We start from the raw sequence: 14,804 nt of genomic DNA on the forward strand, positions 1-14,804 counted from the left end.
TCCGGATGGTGACGTTGCCGTCCGGACCCCTGACCTGGAAGAGACGCCCCGACATGCGACGTACCCCCTCCCGCCGGCTGTTCACCGCGGCGATCCTCGTGGCGTCGGTGCTGGCACCGATGACAGCGATCCCCGCCACGGCGGTCAACGCCGCGGGCGTCGGCCGGCACGGCGTCGGCCCGTACGACGGCAACCGGCACTGCGTCCACCCGCACGGCGCCGACCGGCACGGCGTCGACCGGCACGACAAGGACGAGTGCCCGCCGAAGGGTCTCGGTCCCAAGCTGACCGCCCGGCTGGACAAGGCCATCGCGGACGTCCGCCGGGATGCCGACATCCCCGGTGTCATCGTCGGACTGTGGATGCCGGGCAAGGGAAGCTACGTACGCGCGACCGGGGTCGCCGACACCGCCACCGGCAGGCCGATGACCACCGACCCGTTCATGCGGATCGGCAGCGAGACCAAGACCTTCACCGTCACCGCGCTGCTCCAGCTCGTCGACGACGGACGGATCCGGCTCGACGACCCGATCTCCAAGTACATCCATGGCGTGCCGGGCGGCAAGCGGATCACCCTGCGTCATCTCGCCGAGATGCGCAGCGGCCTGTACCCGTACAGCGCCGACCCGGACTTCGTGCACGATCTGCTCAGCGACCCGGGCCGCTCGTTCACCCCGCAAGAGGTGCTCGCGTACGGCTTCAAGCACAAGAACACCTTCAAGCCGGGGAAGCAGTTCCAGTACTCCAACAGCAACCTCGTCCTTCTCGGCCTGGTGATCGAGAAGGTGACCGGGCACAACCTCGTCGACGTCATCGACCAGCGGGTGCTGCGCCCTTCCCACCTGGGCCACACGCTGTTCCCCCTGGACGCCGAGTTCCCCGAGCCGCACGCGCGCGGCTACACCAACCAGACGCTGAGCGGCGATGTCGAGGACGCCACGGACTGGAACCCCAGCTGGGCCTGGGCGGCCGGGGCGATGATCTCGAACCTGCACGACCTGCGCCGCTGGGCCAAGATCGTCGCCACCGGGACCCTGCTCAGCCCCGAGACCCAGCGGGAACGGCTCAAGATGCTGCCGACCGGCTTCCCCGGCACGAACTACGGCCTCGGCATCTTCGAGTCCGACGGCTGGATCGGCCACAACGGCTCCATCCCCGGGTACGAGAGCGTGACCGTCTACCTGCCGTCCAAGAAGGCCACCTTGGTGATCCTCCTCAACACCGACATCTCCTACGAGGGCAAGGAGCCGTCCTCGGTCCTCGCCCAGAAGATCACCGAGATCGTGACCCCGAAGAACGTCTACGACCGCCCGGTCCCGCCGCGTTAGAACGCCCCGTACCGCCTCTCGGCAGCCCCGGTCTCCGCGACTACCGGGGCTGCCACGCCCGTACGAGGTCCTCCGGTCCCCAGTGCGCGGCGAGCGGCAGATCGTCGGACACCCCGCAGCGGGAGACCGCGACCAGTGGGGTGTCCGGAGTGGTCCCGGGGACCGCGAGCATGTCGCGTACCAGGGCGTCGTATTCGTGACGGCCGAAGGGCTGGGTCTCCAGCCACTTGACCGACCCGACGAAGTGCACCCGCCGGGCCACCGGTTCGCGGTCCGCGCCGATGAGGTCGAGCTCGGGGTTGTTCTGGCGGTTCCACCAGCCGCCGACGGCCTCGGTCTCGGGCCACTCGTCACTGGGCATCAGACGCAGCAGGGACTCGCGGACCAGTGGTTCGACCGCCCGCCCGCGCCAGGTGGTCCAGGACCGCTCGATGCGTTCCAGCGCCAGGTCACCGCGGCCCCGCTCGATGAAGGGGATCGCGCGTGCCAGGAACGCCAGCCAGAACCGCAGATAGGGGTCGGCGATCCGGTAGCGCTTGTTCTTGCTGTCCGGCTTGGCGGAGAGTGGGAGATCGGCGGCCAGGACCCGCTTGGCCTGCAGCGTGGCCAGCAGCGGGGAGAGGGTCCCGGACGGCAGCGCACTGGCACCACCGGCCCGGGCCGCGATCGCGCTGAACGTGCGCTCACCGCTGCCGACCGCTTCCAGCACGGCCCGTGAGTGCGAGGCCTCGGGGAACTCGCCCAGCAGGGACAGCTCGCCGGCCACCAGCAGGGGCGAGAGCGGATTGGCGACCGAGGCCCGCAGAAAGTCCGTACGTCCCATCCCCGGCCGCCAGGACTGCACGATCTCGGGAAATCCGCCGGTGATCAGCTGGGCGTCGACGGCCGCCGCGGCATCGAGCTCGGTCATGGCCCGGACATCGGCCAGGTTCAGCGGATGGACGGTCATCTTCGCCGCCCGCCCGAAGAACGGGCGGCCGTACGACTGCAACGCCTCCATCACCGACGTATCGCTGCCGACGAGTACCAGAAGCACGGGCTTGGCGGACAGGTGACGGTCCCAGACGGTCTGGAGGGCGCCCTCGAATTCCTGGTCCTGCTCGACCAGCCAGGGCACCTCGTCGATCACCGCGATGCTGGGCGAGTCGTCGGGCACCGCGAGGGCCAGCGACCGCAGGGCCTGGTTCCAGTCCTGCGCCTGAAGCCCGGCGACCAGCTCCGCACCCGGCAGCGGCGACTGCGCGAGGGTCGCGGCGAATTCGGCGCGCTCCGTCACGGGGTTACGCCCCCGAGTGGCCTGAAACACCACGTACGGCGCCCCCGACCGGTCACAGAACTCCTGCACCAGCCGCGACTTCCCCACCCGACGCCGCCCCGTCATGATCACGGCCCGCCCCCGGGTGGCCCCACCCCCCTCCGCCACGGTCCGGTACTGCCCGCCCAGCAGCTCAAGATCTCCGGCCCGGCCCTGAAACTCCACGAGCACCTCACGGCAACCAAAGTAGATGGATTCTTACGTAGATTGAATCTTACTTCACTCGGTACCGTCGCGCTCGCGCCGCCACCCCGACGAACGAGGGCCGGCACGACCGTGCCGGCCTCGAAGGCGGCGAAGTTCACCGGGGTCCGCTGCGCCTTCATGCTCCGGACGTCGGCGGCGAACTCCGCGGCCGTGGACCTGCCGTCCCACAGGGCCGTGCTGACCTGTGTGCCCTGGTCCCGGATGACCTCGGTGATCGCCTGCGCGGCGGCGACGTCGTCGGGTTCTTCCTGGTCGGCTCCTGCGGGGACCAGGCACCGGCGTTCAGGTCGAAGCGGTACACCATCGACAAGGACAGGAACTGGTCCCAGGTCGACGCCCGGGACGCCGGCTGGCTGCTGCTCACGGTGCAGGGCGAGCGGACGGGCACCGCGGCCGTCCGGGTCAGCGAGACGATCGAGACCTCCGGCGGCGGCCCGGGCTCGACGGTGCGTCTCGTCACCGACTCCGTCACGGTCGGCGCGATGCCGATGGGACACCCGACGGGACCGACGAAGACCTACGACTTCACCCCGAACGGCACGGCCGACGTACCGGTCTGGATCCTCCAGGTCGGGAACGGCGTGTTCGTGGGCGTGGCACCGGAGCTGTCCACCGACACCGCGCTGGCCATCAGGAAACACTCGCCGTTCCCGCACACCGCCGTCATGTCGATGCTGGAGGGCGGCTCGAAGAACATGGCCGAGGCACAGAGTTACGCCCGGATCACCTACGAGGCGATGGACTCGCAGTACGCCCAGGGCTCGGCCGAGACGGTCGCGGCAAGGATCGGCGACATGCCGCACTCCCTGCGCCCCTGAAAACGGGCGTTGCGGCATAGCCCTTGCTGTCACGCCAGGCCAGCAGGCTGACTGCGCCCAGCTACGTCTTCCTCGGCACCGCCACCGCAGCGGCCCTCGGCATCCGGCTCCGAATGTGAACTCCTACGCGACCCAGCAGTGAAGGCAGCTACGGCTGGAGGACCTCGATCTCCAGCTCAGGATCAAAGCCAGAGTCCGAAGCAACCCTGCGAGCGAACTCGCGCACCCCCGCGAGCTGGCGTTCGCCGAAGGAAAAGTCCAGGGCCTCGGTGTAGTAGCGGCGCAACGCCTGCTCGTCGAACGCCTCCCACCGGGCGGCCTGCTCGCACACTTTGTCGACTTCGGCCATCGAGAGGTCCCGGGACTCCAGGAAAGCCCGGTGTACTTCGCGCACGATGTGAGGGTTCTGCTCCAGGTAGTCCTTGCGGACGGCCCAGGCCGCGAAAACGAACGGCAGACCGGTCCACGCCTTCCACATCTCGCCCAGGTCGTACACCAGCAGTCCCAGATCCTCGGCCTGGTGGAGGTAGGCGCGCAGCGCGGCGTCACCGATGACGACCGCGGCATCTGCGTCCTGCATCATCACCGGCAGGTCCGGCGGGCAGGTGAAGTACTCCGGGCGAACCCCTTCCCGTTCCTCCAACAGCAGTCGAGCCAGGCGTACCGACGAGCGCGAGGTGGAGCCCAAGGCGACCCGGCGCCCGTCCAACTCGCGCAGTGGAACCTGGCTGACGATCAGGCAGGAGGTCACCGCACCATCGCTGCCCACCGCGATGTCCGGGAGCAACACCAGGTCGCCGGCGTTCTTGAGGTACTCCATGCAAGCGATCGGACCGATGTCCAGGGTCCCGTCGACCAGCAGACCACTCAGCCGGTCCGGAGTGTCCTTGGTCAACTCCAGGTCGAGCAAACTGCCGGTGCGGGCCAGGCCCCAGTAGATCGGCAGACAGTTGAGGAACTGAATGTGCCCGACACGGGGACGCTTCGCCGGCTCATGCGGGACGCGAGCTACGTAGGAAATCTCCACTTCCACAGGCTAGTACTTCAGATTCTGCCTCCTGCTCGCACATGAACAGCAGGCATGCCCCCGTCACCAGTGTGATCGGCAGGACACGACCTAGTCGCACGCTTCGAGGGCTCCAGGGTGTGTCCTCGGCCCGTCTCCCGGGGTGTCGGGTCAGCCCGCGGTTGGGGCGTCGGTGAGGCCCACCCGGTCGCCGACGTCATCGCTGTGGGCGGCATCGAGTACGGCATCGAGCAGCCCGGGGAATCTGGCGTCCACGTCGCTGCGGCGCAGCTTGACGAAACAGCGGGTGCCTTCTTGGCGGGTTCGGGTGACACCGGCATCGCGCAGCACGCGCAGATGGTGGCTGAGCGTCGATTTGGCGACGGGGGCGCGCAGTTCCCCCCATCCCCGCTCCCGGCCGTCGGCAAGTACGCGCGCCAGCCCGACACGGATCGGGTCGCTGAGGGCTGCCATCACCCCGATGAGGGTCATCTCGTCCGACTCGGGGTGGCGTGCTTGCTTCATGACGACCATGGCAGCTTGTTCGATGTTTCACGAACGTCGAACAAAGGGAGCTGTGGTGCCCACTCAGTCGCACGAGGATTTCACCGGCAAGGTCGTCGTCGTCACGGGCGCGGGATCGGGGATCGGCCGTGCCACTGCCCAAGCCTTCGCCCGCGCCGGGGCCCACGTTCTCGGCGTCGGCCGCCGCGGTGACGCCCTGGCGGAGACTGCCGCCGAACACGCTGGGATCGTCGCGCACGCGGCCGACCTGTGCGCCCCGGACGTACCTCAGCAGGTGATCGAGGCCGCGACAGATCGGTGGGGGCGCCTGGATGTGGTCGTCAACAACGCCGGAGCCACCAAGATGATGCCGTTGGCCGAGACCACCGCCGACGGCATCGCGGCCCTGTTCGGCCTCAACGTCACCGCACCCAGCCTGCTCGCGCACGCCGCCCTGCCGCACTTGCGCCGGACCAAGGGCTCGATCGTGAACGTCTCCAGCACTTTCGGCCACCGGCCGTTGCCCGGCGCCGCGCACTACGCGGCCTCCAAAGCGGCGCTGGAACAGCTCACCCGTAGCTGGGCAGTGGAACTGGCCGCCGAGGGCATCCGTGTCAACGCTGTGGCACCCGGCCCCACCGAGAGCCAGGCGCTCGCCGCCACTGGATTGCCTGAGACGATCGTCGATCAGATCAAGCGGGAGGAAGTGTCCCGCATTCCCCTCGGCCGCCGGGGCGAGCCCGACGAGGTCGCCACCTGGGTCCTGCGTCTGGCGGATCCGGCCACGACCTGGCTCACCGGCCAAATCCTCACCGTTGACGGCGGCCTGGAACTCACCTGACCAGGGCCGGCCCAGAGCATGACAGCCGACCTCTCGTCCCGCCCGCCCAGGACATCGCAGAGCAGTTCGAAGGGGAACAGCCCCAAGTGCCGCTGGAGGACTGGGAGTGGGGAGCGCCTGGGACCTGCCCGGTCGATCAAGAGAGATGCTCCTACCGCAGGCGGTGACAGGAACGCTGGAGAGGTTCAACCCTTCTCGGCGATGTGCCTGCCGAGATCGAGTTCGACGCCCTGGGGCTGCTGGAAGCCGCGTGCGAAGAGGCCGCGCACGCGATCCGCGCTCTCCGGACGGCCCGCCGTGCGCCCGAAGGCGGCCAGAGAGGCTGCGTAGTCACTCGCCGGAATCGTGGTGGCCGCGTCGACGAACTCCTTCGTGCCCGAAATCGCGGCCTTGTCGAAACCGGCGATGCGGCGGGCGAAGGCGTCGACGAAATCGTCCAGTTCGCCTTCGGGCAGAACGCGGTTGACATAGCCGTACTCGGCTGCGAGCTGAGCCGGGAAGTCGTCACCTCCCAGCACGATCTCCATTGCGCGGCCCCGGCCCACCAGTTCGGCCAGACGCCCCATGGGGTTGCCGCCGGGCACGGCGCCGATGCCCACTTCGGGCTGGCCCAGGATGGCGCTGGGGCCGGCGAAGCGGATGTCGGTGCTCAGTACGAACTCGCTGCCCGCGCCTCGGACACGGCCGTTGATCGCCGAGATCGTGACGGCCGGGACCCTGCTCAGCCGCAGCAGGTTGTCCGAGACAGGGGGGAGCTCGGTGGGGCCGAGCGGCATCGCGGCCGCGCGCTCGTTGTCCATCAGAAGGTCGAGGTGCGCCATGAAGAAGTCCGGGTTGGCGCTCTGGAAGACCACGACGGTGAGATCGGGGTCCTGCTCGATGCGGGTCACCAGATCGGCGAACTGCTCGACGGTGTCGAGGTCGATGAGGTTGATCGGGGCATTCTCGAAGGTCACCTTCCAGTAGGACGGCGACACCACATGGACGTCAAACTGCGAGTGATTGCTCATTGGTCATCCATTCAGATTCCGAAGATCCCTGCACAGGATCTTTCCGGCCGGTGATTTGGGTATTGCCGCCAGGAATTCGACTGCGGTGACGGCACACCGGGTGTTTGGTCAGGGCCACCGCCACGGGCGGCGCGATGAACACGTAAGTGACACGGGTGACGTTGCCTGGCCTCCAGAGACCCGGTCAGGTCGTACCGCGGACGGCTTCCTCGGCTTGCGGGCGGAAACCGCGCGGAGGCGGCTGGCCGCTGACGAGGCGTCAGGCCAGGGCGGCGTAGACCTCGTTGACGTAGGCGATCGTGCGGTCGCTGCCCAGCAGCCCGGCGCCCATCTTGTTCATGACGTAGGAGATCGTGGTCCGGCGTTCGGTGTCGATCACGACGATCGATCCGCCGAACCCGGGCGAGAAGCAGACGCGTCCGTGCGGGATGTACGGCACGGCGGGCGACGGCAGCCCGTACCCGATGCCGAACCGCACGTGTGCGCCGAGTACGAGATCCGGGCCGTCGGACTGCGGCCGGAAAATGAGAGCGATCGTCTCCGGCGACAGCAACCGCACCCCGTCGACCGCACCGCCACAGGCGACGACGGACTGGATTCTGGCCAGTGAGCGGGCGTTGCCGTGGCCGTTGGCCGCGCCGATCTCGGCGCGACGCCACTGGGGTGTCAGCGATGCGCGGGCGTCGACCAGCGGTCCCGTGAAGGTGCGCAACCTGATGTTGTCCGGGTCGGGCGTGGAGGGATCGAACGACGTGCGCTGTGGCGGAACGATGTCGGCGACCCGGTCGGTCTCGGTGTCGGGCAGCCCGATGTGGAAGTCGGCGTCCAGAGGGCCCGTGATCTCCTCGGCGACGAACCGTCCGAGAGTACGTCCGCCCACCCGCCGGATCAGTTCGCCCACCAGATGCCCGTAGTCGAGCAGGTGGTATCCGGACGCGGTCCCGGGCGTCCACCAGGGCGCCTGCGCGGCCAGTCGGGCCGCCGCGGTCCGCGCGTCGTAGACGTCCTCGAGCTCTATCGGCTGGTCCCATCCCGGGACGCCGGAGGTGTGGGACAACACGTGCCTCACTCGCACGTCTTCCTTGCCCGCGGCGGCGAACTCCGGCCAGTACCGCGCCACCGGGGCGTCGACATCGAGGAGACCACGCTCGACCAGCAGCAACGCCGCCAGCGCGGTCACCGTCTTCGTGCACGACCAGACGTTGGTGAGCGTGTCCCGTTGCCAGGGTCTGGTTCGCCGCCCGTCTGTCCAACCGCCCCAGATGTCGACCAGCGGCACGGCGCCGACGTCGACCACGAGCGATCCGCCCAACTCGTCGCCCGCGTCGATGTTCTTCGCGAACAGCGCGCGCAGGCCGGCGAAACGGTCGTCGCACACGCCGGATACGTCGGTCATCGTCAACCTCATGCTTCTGCTCGGGCTGCGGGTTCGGCCGACGACCTACGGCTCGACGGTCTCGTAGAACTGCATGTCCCGGGTTTCCAGGGCCGGAAGGGCCTGTCCGAATCCCCAGGTCCTGAAGTGGTCGCTGGCCGCGTGGGCCTCGAAACCGGCGCGGTCGGCGTAGATCTCGAGGATGTGGATCGTCCTGGGCCGCGCCGGATCCCGGTACGCGACGTAGCTCAGGCAGGCAGGTTCCCGCCTGCTCGCCGGCACCAGTTGCTCGACGGCCTGATGCAGCGTCTTCTCCATCCCTTCGCGGGCGGTCCAGACGACCGAGGCCACGAATGCCATGGCGTCACCCCTTTCCTCCGGACGCGGCGCTCTGCACCGCGATGGTGATCGCCCTGGTGAGTTCGGTCTGGATGCGGTCCAGCGCCCGGGTGTCCTGCTGGGCCTTGGCGAGCAGCAGCGCCCCTTCGATGGAGGTGAGAACCATGGTGGCCAGCGACTGGGCGTGCTCCATCGTGAGTCCGCGTTGCCATAGGCCCTGGGTGATCAGCTCTTCCCAGGAGGAGAACGATTCGCCGGCGGCGGTCATCGCCTCGGGGTAGTTGTCGCCGTGGATCACGCTCGCGGCGACGGGGCATCCGGCCCGGTAGTCGCTCGCCCTCAACTGCTCCCGGAACATGTCGATGATCTCGTCGACGACGCGGGTCGGGTCGTCGTCGGCCACGAGGGCGGCGATCTGCCTGCTGCGCAGCGTCCCGGCCAGGCGGATCGCGTCACGCAGCAGCTCGGCCTTGCCGCCGGGGAAGTGGTGGTAGATCGAGCCGCGCGGCGCCTGGGCCCGGTCGGCGACCTCGGTCAGCGATGTCGCGTCGACACCGTTCTCCTGCACGGTCTCGAACCCGGCGAACAGCATCCGGCGGCGCACGTCGGTCCGTGGCTTGCTGGGCACATCAACCTCCTCGCTAGCTATGTCTCCGACTATAGCTCAACATGCAGAGAAACTGCCGTCACGCCCACATATCAGCCCAGGACGGGAGAAGGATTGTGAACTGGATCACTCAATTTACTATAGCTACAGGTATAGGATCTGCGGCACGCCCCCGAACTCCAACCCGTAGAGAGAACGTGGTTCACCATGGCTGATTCGATGCGGTCGCTCTGGTTCGTCGAGCCCCGTCGGCTTGAGTGGCGTGAAGTGCCCGCGCCGGCGCTGAAGGGCGACACCGAGGCGCTGGTGCGGCCGGTGATCGCCGCACGTTGTCCGCTGGACGTGCCGATTCTTCACGGCCGGCTTCCCATACCGCCCGGATACGCGTTCGGGCACAACGCGGTCGCCGAGGTCGTCGCCATCGGGGACACCGTCACCGGCGTCGCCGTCAGAGATCTGGTGGTCGTGTCGCCCGAACTGTCCTGCGGCCAGTGCGAGCCATGTCTGCGCGGATGGAGCACGCAGTGCACCACCATGCCGCACGGCGCCACCTACGGAGTGGCGGTGAACGGACAGTGGGGCGGCCTGTTCGACGACCTCGTGCGTGTCCCCTACGCCGACACGATGCTGCACCGCATCCCCGCCGGGGTCGATCCGCTCGACTGCGTGACCCTCGGCGACATCGGCGGAGCCACCGAGGAACTGGCGCGCCGCCACGTCGTGGACGGCGGACGCAAGCGGGTACTCATGCTCGCCCCCGGAGTGACGGGGCTCTTCCAGACCGCCCTGGCATTCGCCTACGGAGCCGAGCACGTCCTCTACGTCGATCCCGATCCCGCCAACCGGGCCATCGCCGAACAGTACGGCGCGCAGACCGCACCGGAGCCCCCGCCCGAGGGCGAGGGCCTGTTCGACCTGGCGATCGAGGCATCCGCAAGCACCAAATGGTTCCACCGCGGCCTCAGCCTGCTCGCGGGGGAAGGCTTCTTCGAGAGCCTCGGCGGCCTGACCGGTGACATACCGTTCCCCGCGTTCCCGGTGTTCATGAAGGGCATCACCGTGCGTCTCGCGCGCTTCAACAGTGCCGCGAACGTCTCCATCGCACTCGACGCCGTCGCCGCCGCCAAGTTCAAGCCCTCGGCCTTCTACTCCCCGATCGTGGACTGGGAGGATCTGCCTGAGGCGATGCTCGAACCGGCCCGGATGCTCGTAGCCACGAAATAGACCTGTCGGTCTTTGTGCCCCTGACCGATGAGTCGGGGCGGGGCAACTTCATAGAGTCGGCCGTCTCGGATCAGGGCCCACAGGGCGTTGACTCTGCGGCGGGCGAGGGCGAGCACGGCCTGGGTATGGCGTTTGCCCTCAGCGCGCCTGCGGTCGTAAAACGCCCGGGAGTTGGGGTCGTAACGCACGCTCGTCAGGGCGGACATGCGGGAAACGCGCTGGAGTCCCGGTGGTAATGGCGCGGCCGGTGGGGGTTGCCGTTCCGCTTCCCGGAATCGTGCGGCGCCGGAGCTACACCGACGAACGCCGCGAGCCCGTCCGGGCTGGTGAAGTCCGCCAGGTCGTTGCCCACCGCGGCAAGAACTCGGCACCGAGCAGCTGACCGATGCCGGGCATGCCGACCACGATCTCGGCGACCTCGGCGTTCAGGGTCTTGACCTCCTCACCCCCCGGCCAGGAACACTCGACCAAGCAGGCGCCCGGCCGGAACCTTTGCCACTCGCAAGACGAGCGCCATCGCCCCGCCGCGTGAACGAAGGCGGACACCGGGCACCACGCACTTCTCGGCCGCAGGCCAGACTCTGGACAATGCACGCCCCAGCACGGGCGCTCTCATCCTTCCCAGCACGAATCCAGCACGAATCCAGCACAGTAAAAATCCAGGGACCTGACCTCAAAGAGTCAGACCCCTGTTGACTGCGTGGGGGGACTCCCAGGGACTGTCGCTGCTCCTGCAGGCGCGTCCAGCGGCTGCCGTTGAGGCTGCCCTGTTGCCGGAAGACGAACCGGCGCCACCCTCACCTGTTCGCGCTGATGTGTTGCCCGGCCTGCCACACCGCCCACAGCCGGGCGTATGTGCCGTCGGCGGTGAGGAGTTCGTCATGGGTGCCGGTCTCGATGACACGGCCGGCGTCCATGACCACGATCCGGTCGCACGTGGCGGCTTGGGAGAGCCGGTGAGCGATCACGATGCCGGTCCGGCCGGCGAGGACCGCTTCCGAGGCGCGGTCGAGCCGCTCGGCGTGGGCGGAACCGGCCTCGGCGGTGGCTTCGTCGAGGATCGCCAGCTCGGGGTCCGCGAGGAGCAGGCGGGCGAGGGCGAGCTGTTGCGCCTGTGCATCGGTGAGCGGATGTCCGCCGGTACCGACCACCGTGTCGAGGGCATCCGCCGACAGGTCCAGCAGATCGGCCGCGCCGGTGGTTTCGAGCGCGGCGCGGATGTCGCGGTCGGTGGCGTCGGGGGCGGCGAGCGTGAGGTTCTCCCGCAGCGTCCCGGCGAACACGTGTACTTCCTGGGTGATCACCACGGTGCGGCGGGGACGGGTCACCGTCCCGTCGTCAGGTCGGTGAACGCCCGCGATCACGGCGGCGAGCGTGGTCTTCCCCGCCCCGGACGGGCCGACGATCGCGAGGTGCTGACCGGCCGGGACATTGAGGTCGATGCCATCGAGTACGGGTGGACCGTCGGCGTAGCGGAACGCGACCTCGCGGAGCCGAACGGCGGCGGTGGCCGTGTCCGCCGGGTCTATCGGCTCCACCTCGTCTGTCGGCTCTACCTCGTCTATCGGCTCGACCCCGTCCATCGGGTCCGTCGGAGTCGTCGTCGCCTCGGCCGCGTCCACCGTCGGGATCGTGACGACTCCGATCATGCGACTCAGCGAGGCAAGGGCCGACTGAAGGGTGTCGATGACGAACAGCAGCTGGTTGACCGGCCCCAGCAGGCGCAGCACGAGCAGCATGGCGGTGGTGGCACCGCCGACGGTCGAGGATCCGTGGTCGATGAGCACGAATCCGACGACGAGCACGGCGGCCAGGCTCAGGCATTCGCCGAGGTTGAGCCGGGCGTTGAGCATGCTCTGCACGGTGCGTGCCCGCAGCGACTGCACCGCGACGCCCCAGGAGTCCGTCAGCACGGTGCGATGACGTCGCTCGGCGAGCCCGAAGCCGAGCACGGTGGCGTAACCGCGCTGGGACTCGAGGATCTGCTGGGCCCGCGCACTCATCGCCGCACGCTCGGCCCGGTACACCCGGGGCCCGGTGCGCAGGTACCACCGCATGGCGAGCGCGTACACGGGCAGCACGACGGCGAACGCGGCCGCATAGGGCCATTCCAGCGCCGCGAGCCCGCCCAGCGACACGACGATGGTGAACGCGCTGACGGTGAGCGCGGGGATCACCGTGGGGGCGGCATCGGCGACGGCGGTGACGTCGTCGCTGGACCGGGATATCAGGTCCCCGGTACCGGCGCGCTCGACGAGGTGCTGCGGGAGCTGCATGGCGCGGCTCACGAGCCGCTCGCGCAGCGCGGCGAGGACGCTGTGGTAGATGCGGGAGGCGTGCACGATCGCCACCGCGGTGCCGGCGGCGCCGAGGACGCCCGAAAGCACCATGACGGCCGTGACCGTCAGCACGGTGCCGAGATCCGCGGTGCCCGCCCGCACCCGGTCGACGAGGTACCCGATCGCCACCGGCGGAATCAGGTCGACAGCGGTGCTGACGATCCCGACCACGCCGACGGCGGCGAGCCGGAGCCCGTGTCCGCGGCCGAGCCGCCGTACCTCCCTGGCCGTCGCCCGGCCGCCCGCGACGGGCAGCGCCTGTCCGGTCGTAGCGGATGCCACGCTCATCCCATCGTCCTTCCGTGCAGGGGTGCGTCCTCGAACAGGTCGACGACGCGGTCGCAGCGCCCGAGCAGGGCCGGGGACGAGGCGATCAGCAGCGTGGAGCGGCCCGCGCGGACGCCGCGCAGACGCACCGCGATCGCGTGCTCGGTGACCGGGTCCACCGCCGTGGTCGGGTCGTGCAGCACGAGCACCGGCGCGTCGCTCGCCAGTGCCCGGGCGAGCGCGATCCGCTGGCGCTGGCCACCGGAGAGGCGGTTGCCGTCCTCGCCGACCGGGAGGTCGAGATCGGCGGCGAAGTCATCGCACGCCGCGGCTCGCACCGCGGCGTCGATCAGCTCCGGCGCGCCGGCGCCGACGGTGAGGTTGTCGCGGATCGTTCCGCTGAACAGTGTGGCCCGGTGCGGGGCGACCGTGACCCGGGAGCGGTACTCCGCCGCGGTCAGCTCCCGTGCCGGGAGTCCGTCGAGTCGCGCCTCCACCTCGCCGCCGGCGCGCGGGTCGAGCAGCGCCCGGGCGATGCGGGCGGCGGTCCGGTCGTCGGCGCGCACTCCCACGAGCTCTCCGGGGTCAACCCGGATCGTCACGCCCGGCGTGGACACCTCCAGTACGGGCAACGGCGCGGCCTGTGCCCGTATCGCGTCGTCCTGTCCGGGACTCCCGCCGCCGGTGCCGCGCAGCACGTCGATGACGCGCGCGGACGCGGCGCGGGCTCCGGCGAGGTTGGGGATGGAGGCGCTCGCGATCGACTGGATCTGCGGCAGCAGTGCCTGGGTGAGGCCGACGGCGGCGATCAGCTCGCCGATGCTCAGCCGTCCGTCCACGGCGAACCAGCCCGCCAGCCCCATCACCGCGGCGACGAACGCGCTGCTGACCGCACCCGAGCCCGCGAGGAACCTGCCCAGCAGCCGCGCGTTGCGCTTGGCCCCGACGAGGGTCTCCTGGCTCGCCTGCCGGTACCTCCTTGTCGCCTCGGCCTCGGCGCGGATGCCCTTGACCACCCGGTAGCCGGCGACCAGATCCGTGGCCCGTCCGACGGTGGAGGCCAGGAGTTCCTGGTACGCGCGGGTGTCCCGGGAGAGCCGCTCGCTGAGCACGCCCATCAGCCACACCGCGGCAGGCGCTCCCAGCAGCACCACCAGCCCGAGCAGCCAGTGCGTCGCAAGCAGCGATACGGCGATGAACCCGATGGCCGCGATCCTCGACACCGGCAGGATCAGCAGGATCACCGCGTTGGCCAGGCGGGCGACGTCGTTGGTCATCACCGAGACGACGCTGCCGTCCGGCGCCCGCGCCGCACCGCCGGCCGGATGCAGCACGGCGGTCGAGAGGGTGCTCCGGAGCCGGTGCTGCAGCAGCTGCACCGCGTACGAGGTCAGCCGATTCGCCAACTTCGCCGCCAGCGTCAACACGGCGTACAGGGCCATCAGCACGCCGAGCCACAGCACCAGCTGCCCCGCGTCCCCGGTCGCCAGCGCCCGGTCGATGGCGACACCCATCACCACGGGGACCGCCGACTCGCCCACCTGCCACACGACCGCGAGCAGCATCGCCGGAACGGTGACCCGCTTCACCGAGAAGATCACACGCAGCAGGAACCGACCCGGTG

General features: G+C 69.4%; 13 protein-coding genes and 1 pseudogene. 4 read left to right on the plus strand and 10 right to left on the minus strand.

Annotation, left to right across the window (positions count from 1 at the left end; translation table 11 throughout):
* Positions 1–53 precede the first annotated feature (53 nt).
* Complete coding sequence (locus ACFWXQ_RS42080) at positions 54–1,328, plus strand: serine hydrolase domain-containing protein (RefSeq protein ID WP_383941287.1); 1,275 nt, start codon at positions 54–56, stop codon at positions 1,326–1,328.
* Positions 1,329–1,368: 40 nt separating this feature from the next.
* On the opposite strand, the gene ACFWXQ_RS42085 is transcribed toward ACFWXQ_RS42080, so the two are convergent.
* A complete protein-coding gene (locus ACFWXQ_RS42085) occupies positions 1,369–2,808 on the minus strand; it encodes an ATP-binding protein (protein WP_383941290.1) in 1,440 nt (479 codons plus the stop codon).
* Between the two features lie 407 nt (positions 2,809–3,215).
* On the opposite strand from ACFWXQ_RS42085, the gene ACFWXQ_RS42090 reads away from it, so the two are divergent.
* Positions 3,216–3,668, plus strand: coding sequence for a hypothetical protein (locus ACFWXQ_RS42090; protein WP_383941293.1), 453 nt, complete (start codon positions 3,216–3,218; stop codon positions 3,666–3,668).
* A 148-nt stretch (positions 3,669–3,816) separates the two neighbouring features.
* Here the strand turns inward: ACFWXQ_RS42090 and ACFWXQ_RS42095 are convergent, their stop codons facing one another.
* Positions 3,817–4,695, minus strand: a complete 879-nt coding sequence (locus ACFWXQ_RS42095) for a menaquinone biosynthetic enzyme MqnA/MqnD family protein (RefSeq protein ID WP_383941296.1) — start codon at positions 4,693–4,695, stop codon at positions 3,817–3,819.
* A 150-nt stretch (positions 4,696–4,845) separates the two neighbouring features.
* On the minus strand, positions 4,846–5,199 hold the full coding sequence (locus ACFWXQ_RS42100; RefSeq protein WP_383941299.1) for an ArsR/SmtB family transcription factor: 354 nt from the start codon (positions 5,197–5,199) through the stop codon (positions 4,846–4,848).
* Between the two features lie 55 nt (positions 5,200–5,254).
* On the opposite strand from ACFWXQ_RS42100, the gene ACFWXQ_RS42105 reads away from it, so the two are divergent.
* Positions 5,255–6,019 (plus strand): SDR family NAD(P)-dependent oxidoreductase, encoded by a 765-nt coding sequence (locus ACFWXQ_RS42105; RefSeq protein WP_383941302.1) that lies wholly within the window; start codon positions 5,255–5,257, stop codon positions 6,017–6,019.
* Positions 6,020–6,204: 185 nt separating this feature from the next.
* Here ACFWXQ_RS42105 and ACFWXQ_RS42110 read toward each other — a convergent pair whose 3' ends face one another.
* From ACFWXQ_RS42110 to ACFWXQ_RS42125, 4 genes are all read right to left on the minus strand, one after another.
* Positions 6,205–7,029, minus strand: coding sequence for an enoyl-CoA hydratase/isomerase family protein (locus ACFWXQ_RS42110; protein ID WP_383941305.1), 825 nt, complete (start codon positions 7,027–7,029; stop codon positions 6,205–6,207).
* Positions 7,030–7,288: 259 nt separating this feature from the next.
* On the minus strand, positions 7,289–8,425 hold the full coding sequence (locus ACFWXQ_RS42115; protein ID WP_383941308.1) for a serine hydrolase domain-containing protein: 1,137 nt from the start codon (positions 8,423–8,425) through the stop codon (positions 7,289–7,291).
* Between the two features lie 45 nt (positions 8,426–8,470).
* Entirely contained in the window at positions 8,471–8,764 is a 294-nt protein-coding gene (locus ACFWXQ_RS42120) for a putative quinol monooxygenase (protein WP_383941311.1), read from the minus strand.
* Between the two features lie 4 nt (positions 8,765–8,768).
* Positions 8,769–9,371 carry a TetR/AcrR family transcriptional regulator gene (locus ACFWXQ_RS42125; protein WP_383941314.1) on the minus strand — a complete coding sequence of 201 codons (603 nt, stop codon included), beginning with the start codon at positions 9,369–9,371 and terminating at the stop codon, positions 8,769–8,771.
* A 186-nt stretch (positions 9,372–9,557) separates the two neighbouring features.
* Between ACFWXQ_RS42125 and ACFWXQ_RS42130 the strand changes: the two genes are divergently transcribed.
* Positions 9,558–10,574 carry a zinc-binding dehydrogenase gene (locus tag ACFWXQ_RS42130; protein WP_383941317.1) on the plus strand — a complete coding sequence of 339 codons (1,017 nt, stop codon included), beginning with the start codon at positions 9,558–9,560 and terminating at the stop codon, positions 10,572–10,574.
* 41 nt (positions 10,575–10,615) lie between these two features.
* Here the strand turns inward: ACFWXQ_RS42130 and ACFWXQ_RS42135 are convergent.
* From ACFWXQ_RS42135 to ACFWXQ_RS42145, 3 genes and pseudogenes are all read right to left on the minus strand, one after another.
* Positions 10,616–10,988 (minus strand): annotated as a pseudogene (locus ACFWXQ_RS42135) (transposase); the annotation flags it as partial.
* Between the two features lie 383 nt (positions 10,989–11,371).
* Positions 11,372–13,201, minus strand: coding sequence for an ABC transporter ATP-binding protein (locus ACFWXQ_RS42140; RefSeq protein WP_383941320.1), 1,830 nt, complete (start codon positions 13,199–13,201; stop codon positions 11,372–11,374).
* A complete protein-coding gene (locus ACFWXQ_RS42145) occupies positions 13,198–14,781 on the minus strand; it encodes an ABC transporter transmembrane domain-containing protein (RefSeq protein ID WP_383941323.1) in 1,584 nt (527 codons plus the stop codon). The genes ACFWXQ_RS42140 and ACFWXQ_RS42145 overlap by 4 nt, the downstream gene beginning before the upstream one ends.
* Between the last annotated feature and the right edge of the window lie 23 nt (positions 14,782–14,804).

It is taken from the genome of Streptomyces sp. NPDC058697 (genome assembly GCF_042715345.1).
GTDB classification, from domain to species: Bacteria; Actinomycetota; Actinomycetes; order Streptomycetales; family Streptomycetaceae; genus Streptomyces; species Streptomyces liliifuscus.

What these genes read in the sequence shown, in the direction of transcription:
- ACFWXQ_RS42120 (WP_383941311.1), bottom strand. Translation starts at nt 8,764, where the DNA reads ATGGCATTCGTGGCCTCGGTCGTCTGGACCGCCCGCGAAGGGATGGAG.
- ACFWXQ_RS42140 (WP_383941320.1), bottom strand. Translation starts at nt 13,201, where the DNA reads ATGAGCGTGGCATCCGCTACGACCGGACAGGCGCTGCCCGTCGCGGGC.
- ACFWXQ_RS42100 (WP_383941299.1), bottom strand. Translation starts at nt 5,199, where the DNA reads ATGAAGCAAGCACGCCACCCCGAGTCGGACGAGATGACCCTCATCGGG.
- ACFWXQ_RS42115 (WP_383941308.1), bottom strand. Translation starts at nt 8,425, where the DNA reads ATGACCGACGTATCCGGCGTGTGCGACGACCGTTTCGCCGGCCTGCGC.
- ACFWXQ_RS42080 (WP_383941287.1), top strand. Translation starts at nt 54, where the DNA reads ATGCGACGTACCCCCTCCCGCCGGCTGTTCACCGCGGCGATCCTCGTG.
- ACFWXQ_RS42130 (WP_383941317.1), top strand. Translation starts at nt 9,558, where the DNA reads ATGGCTGATTCGATGCGGTCGCTCTGGTTCGTCGAGCCCCGTCGGCTT.
- ACFWXQ_RS42110 (WP_383941305.1), bottom strand. Translation starts at nt 7,029, where the DNA reads ATGAGCAATCACTCGCAGTTTGACGTCCATGTGGTGTCGCCGTCCTAC.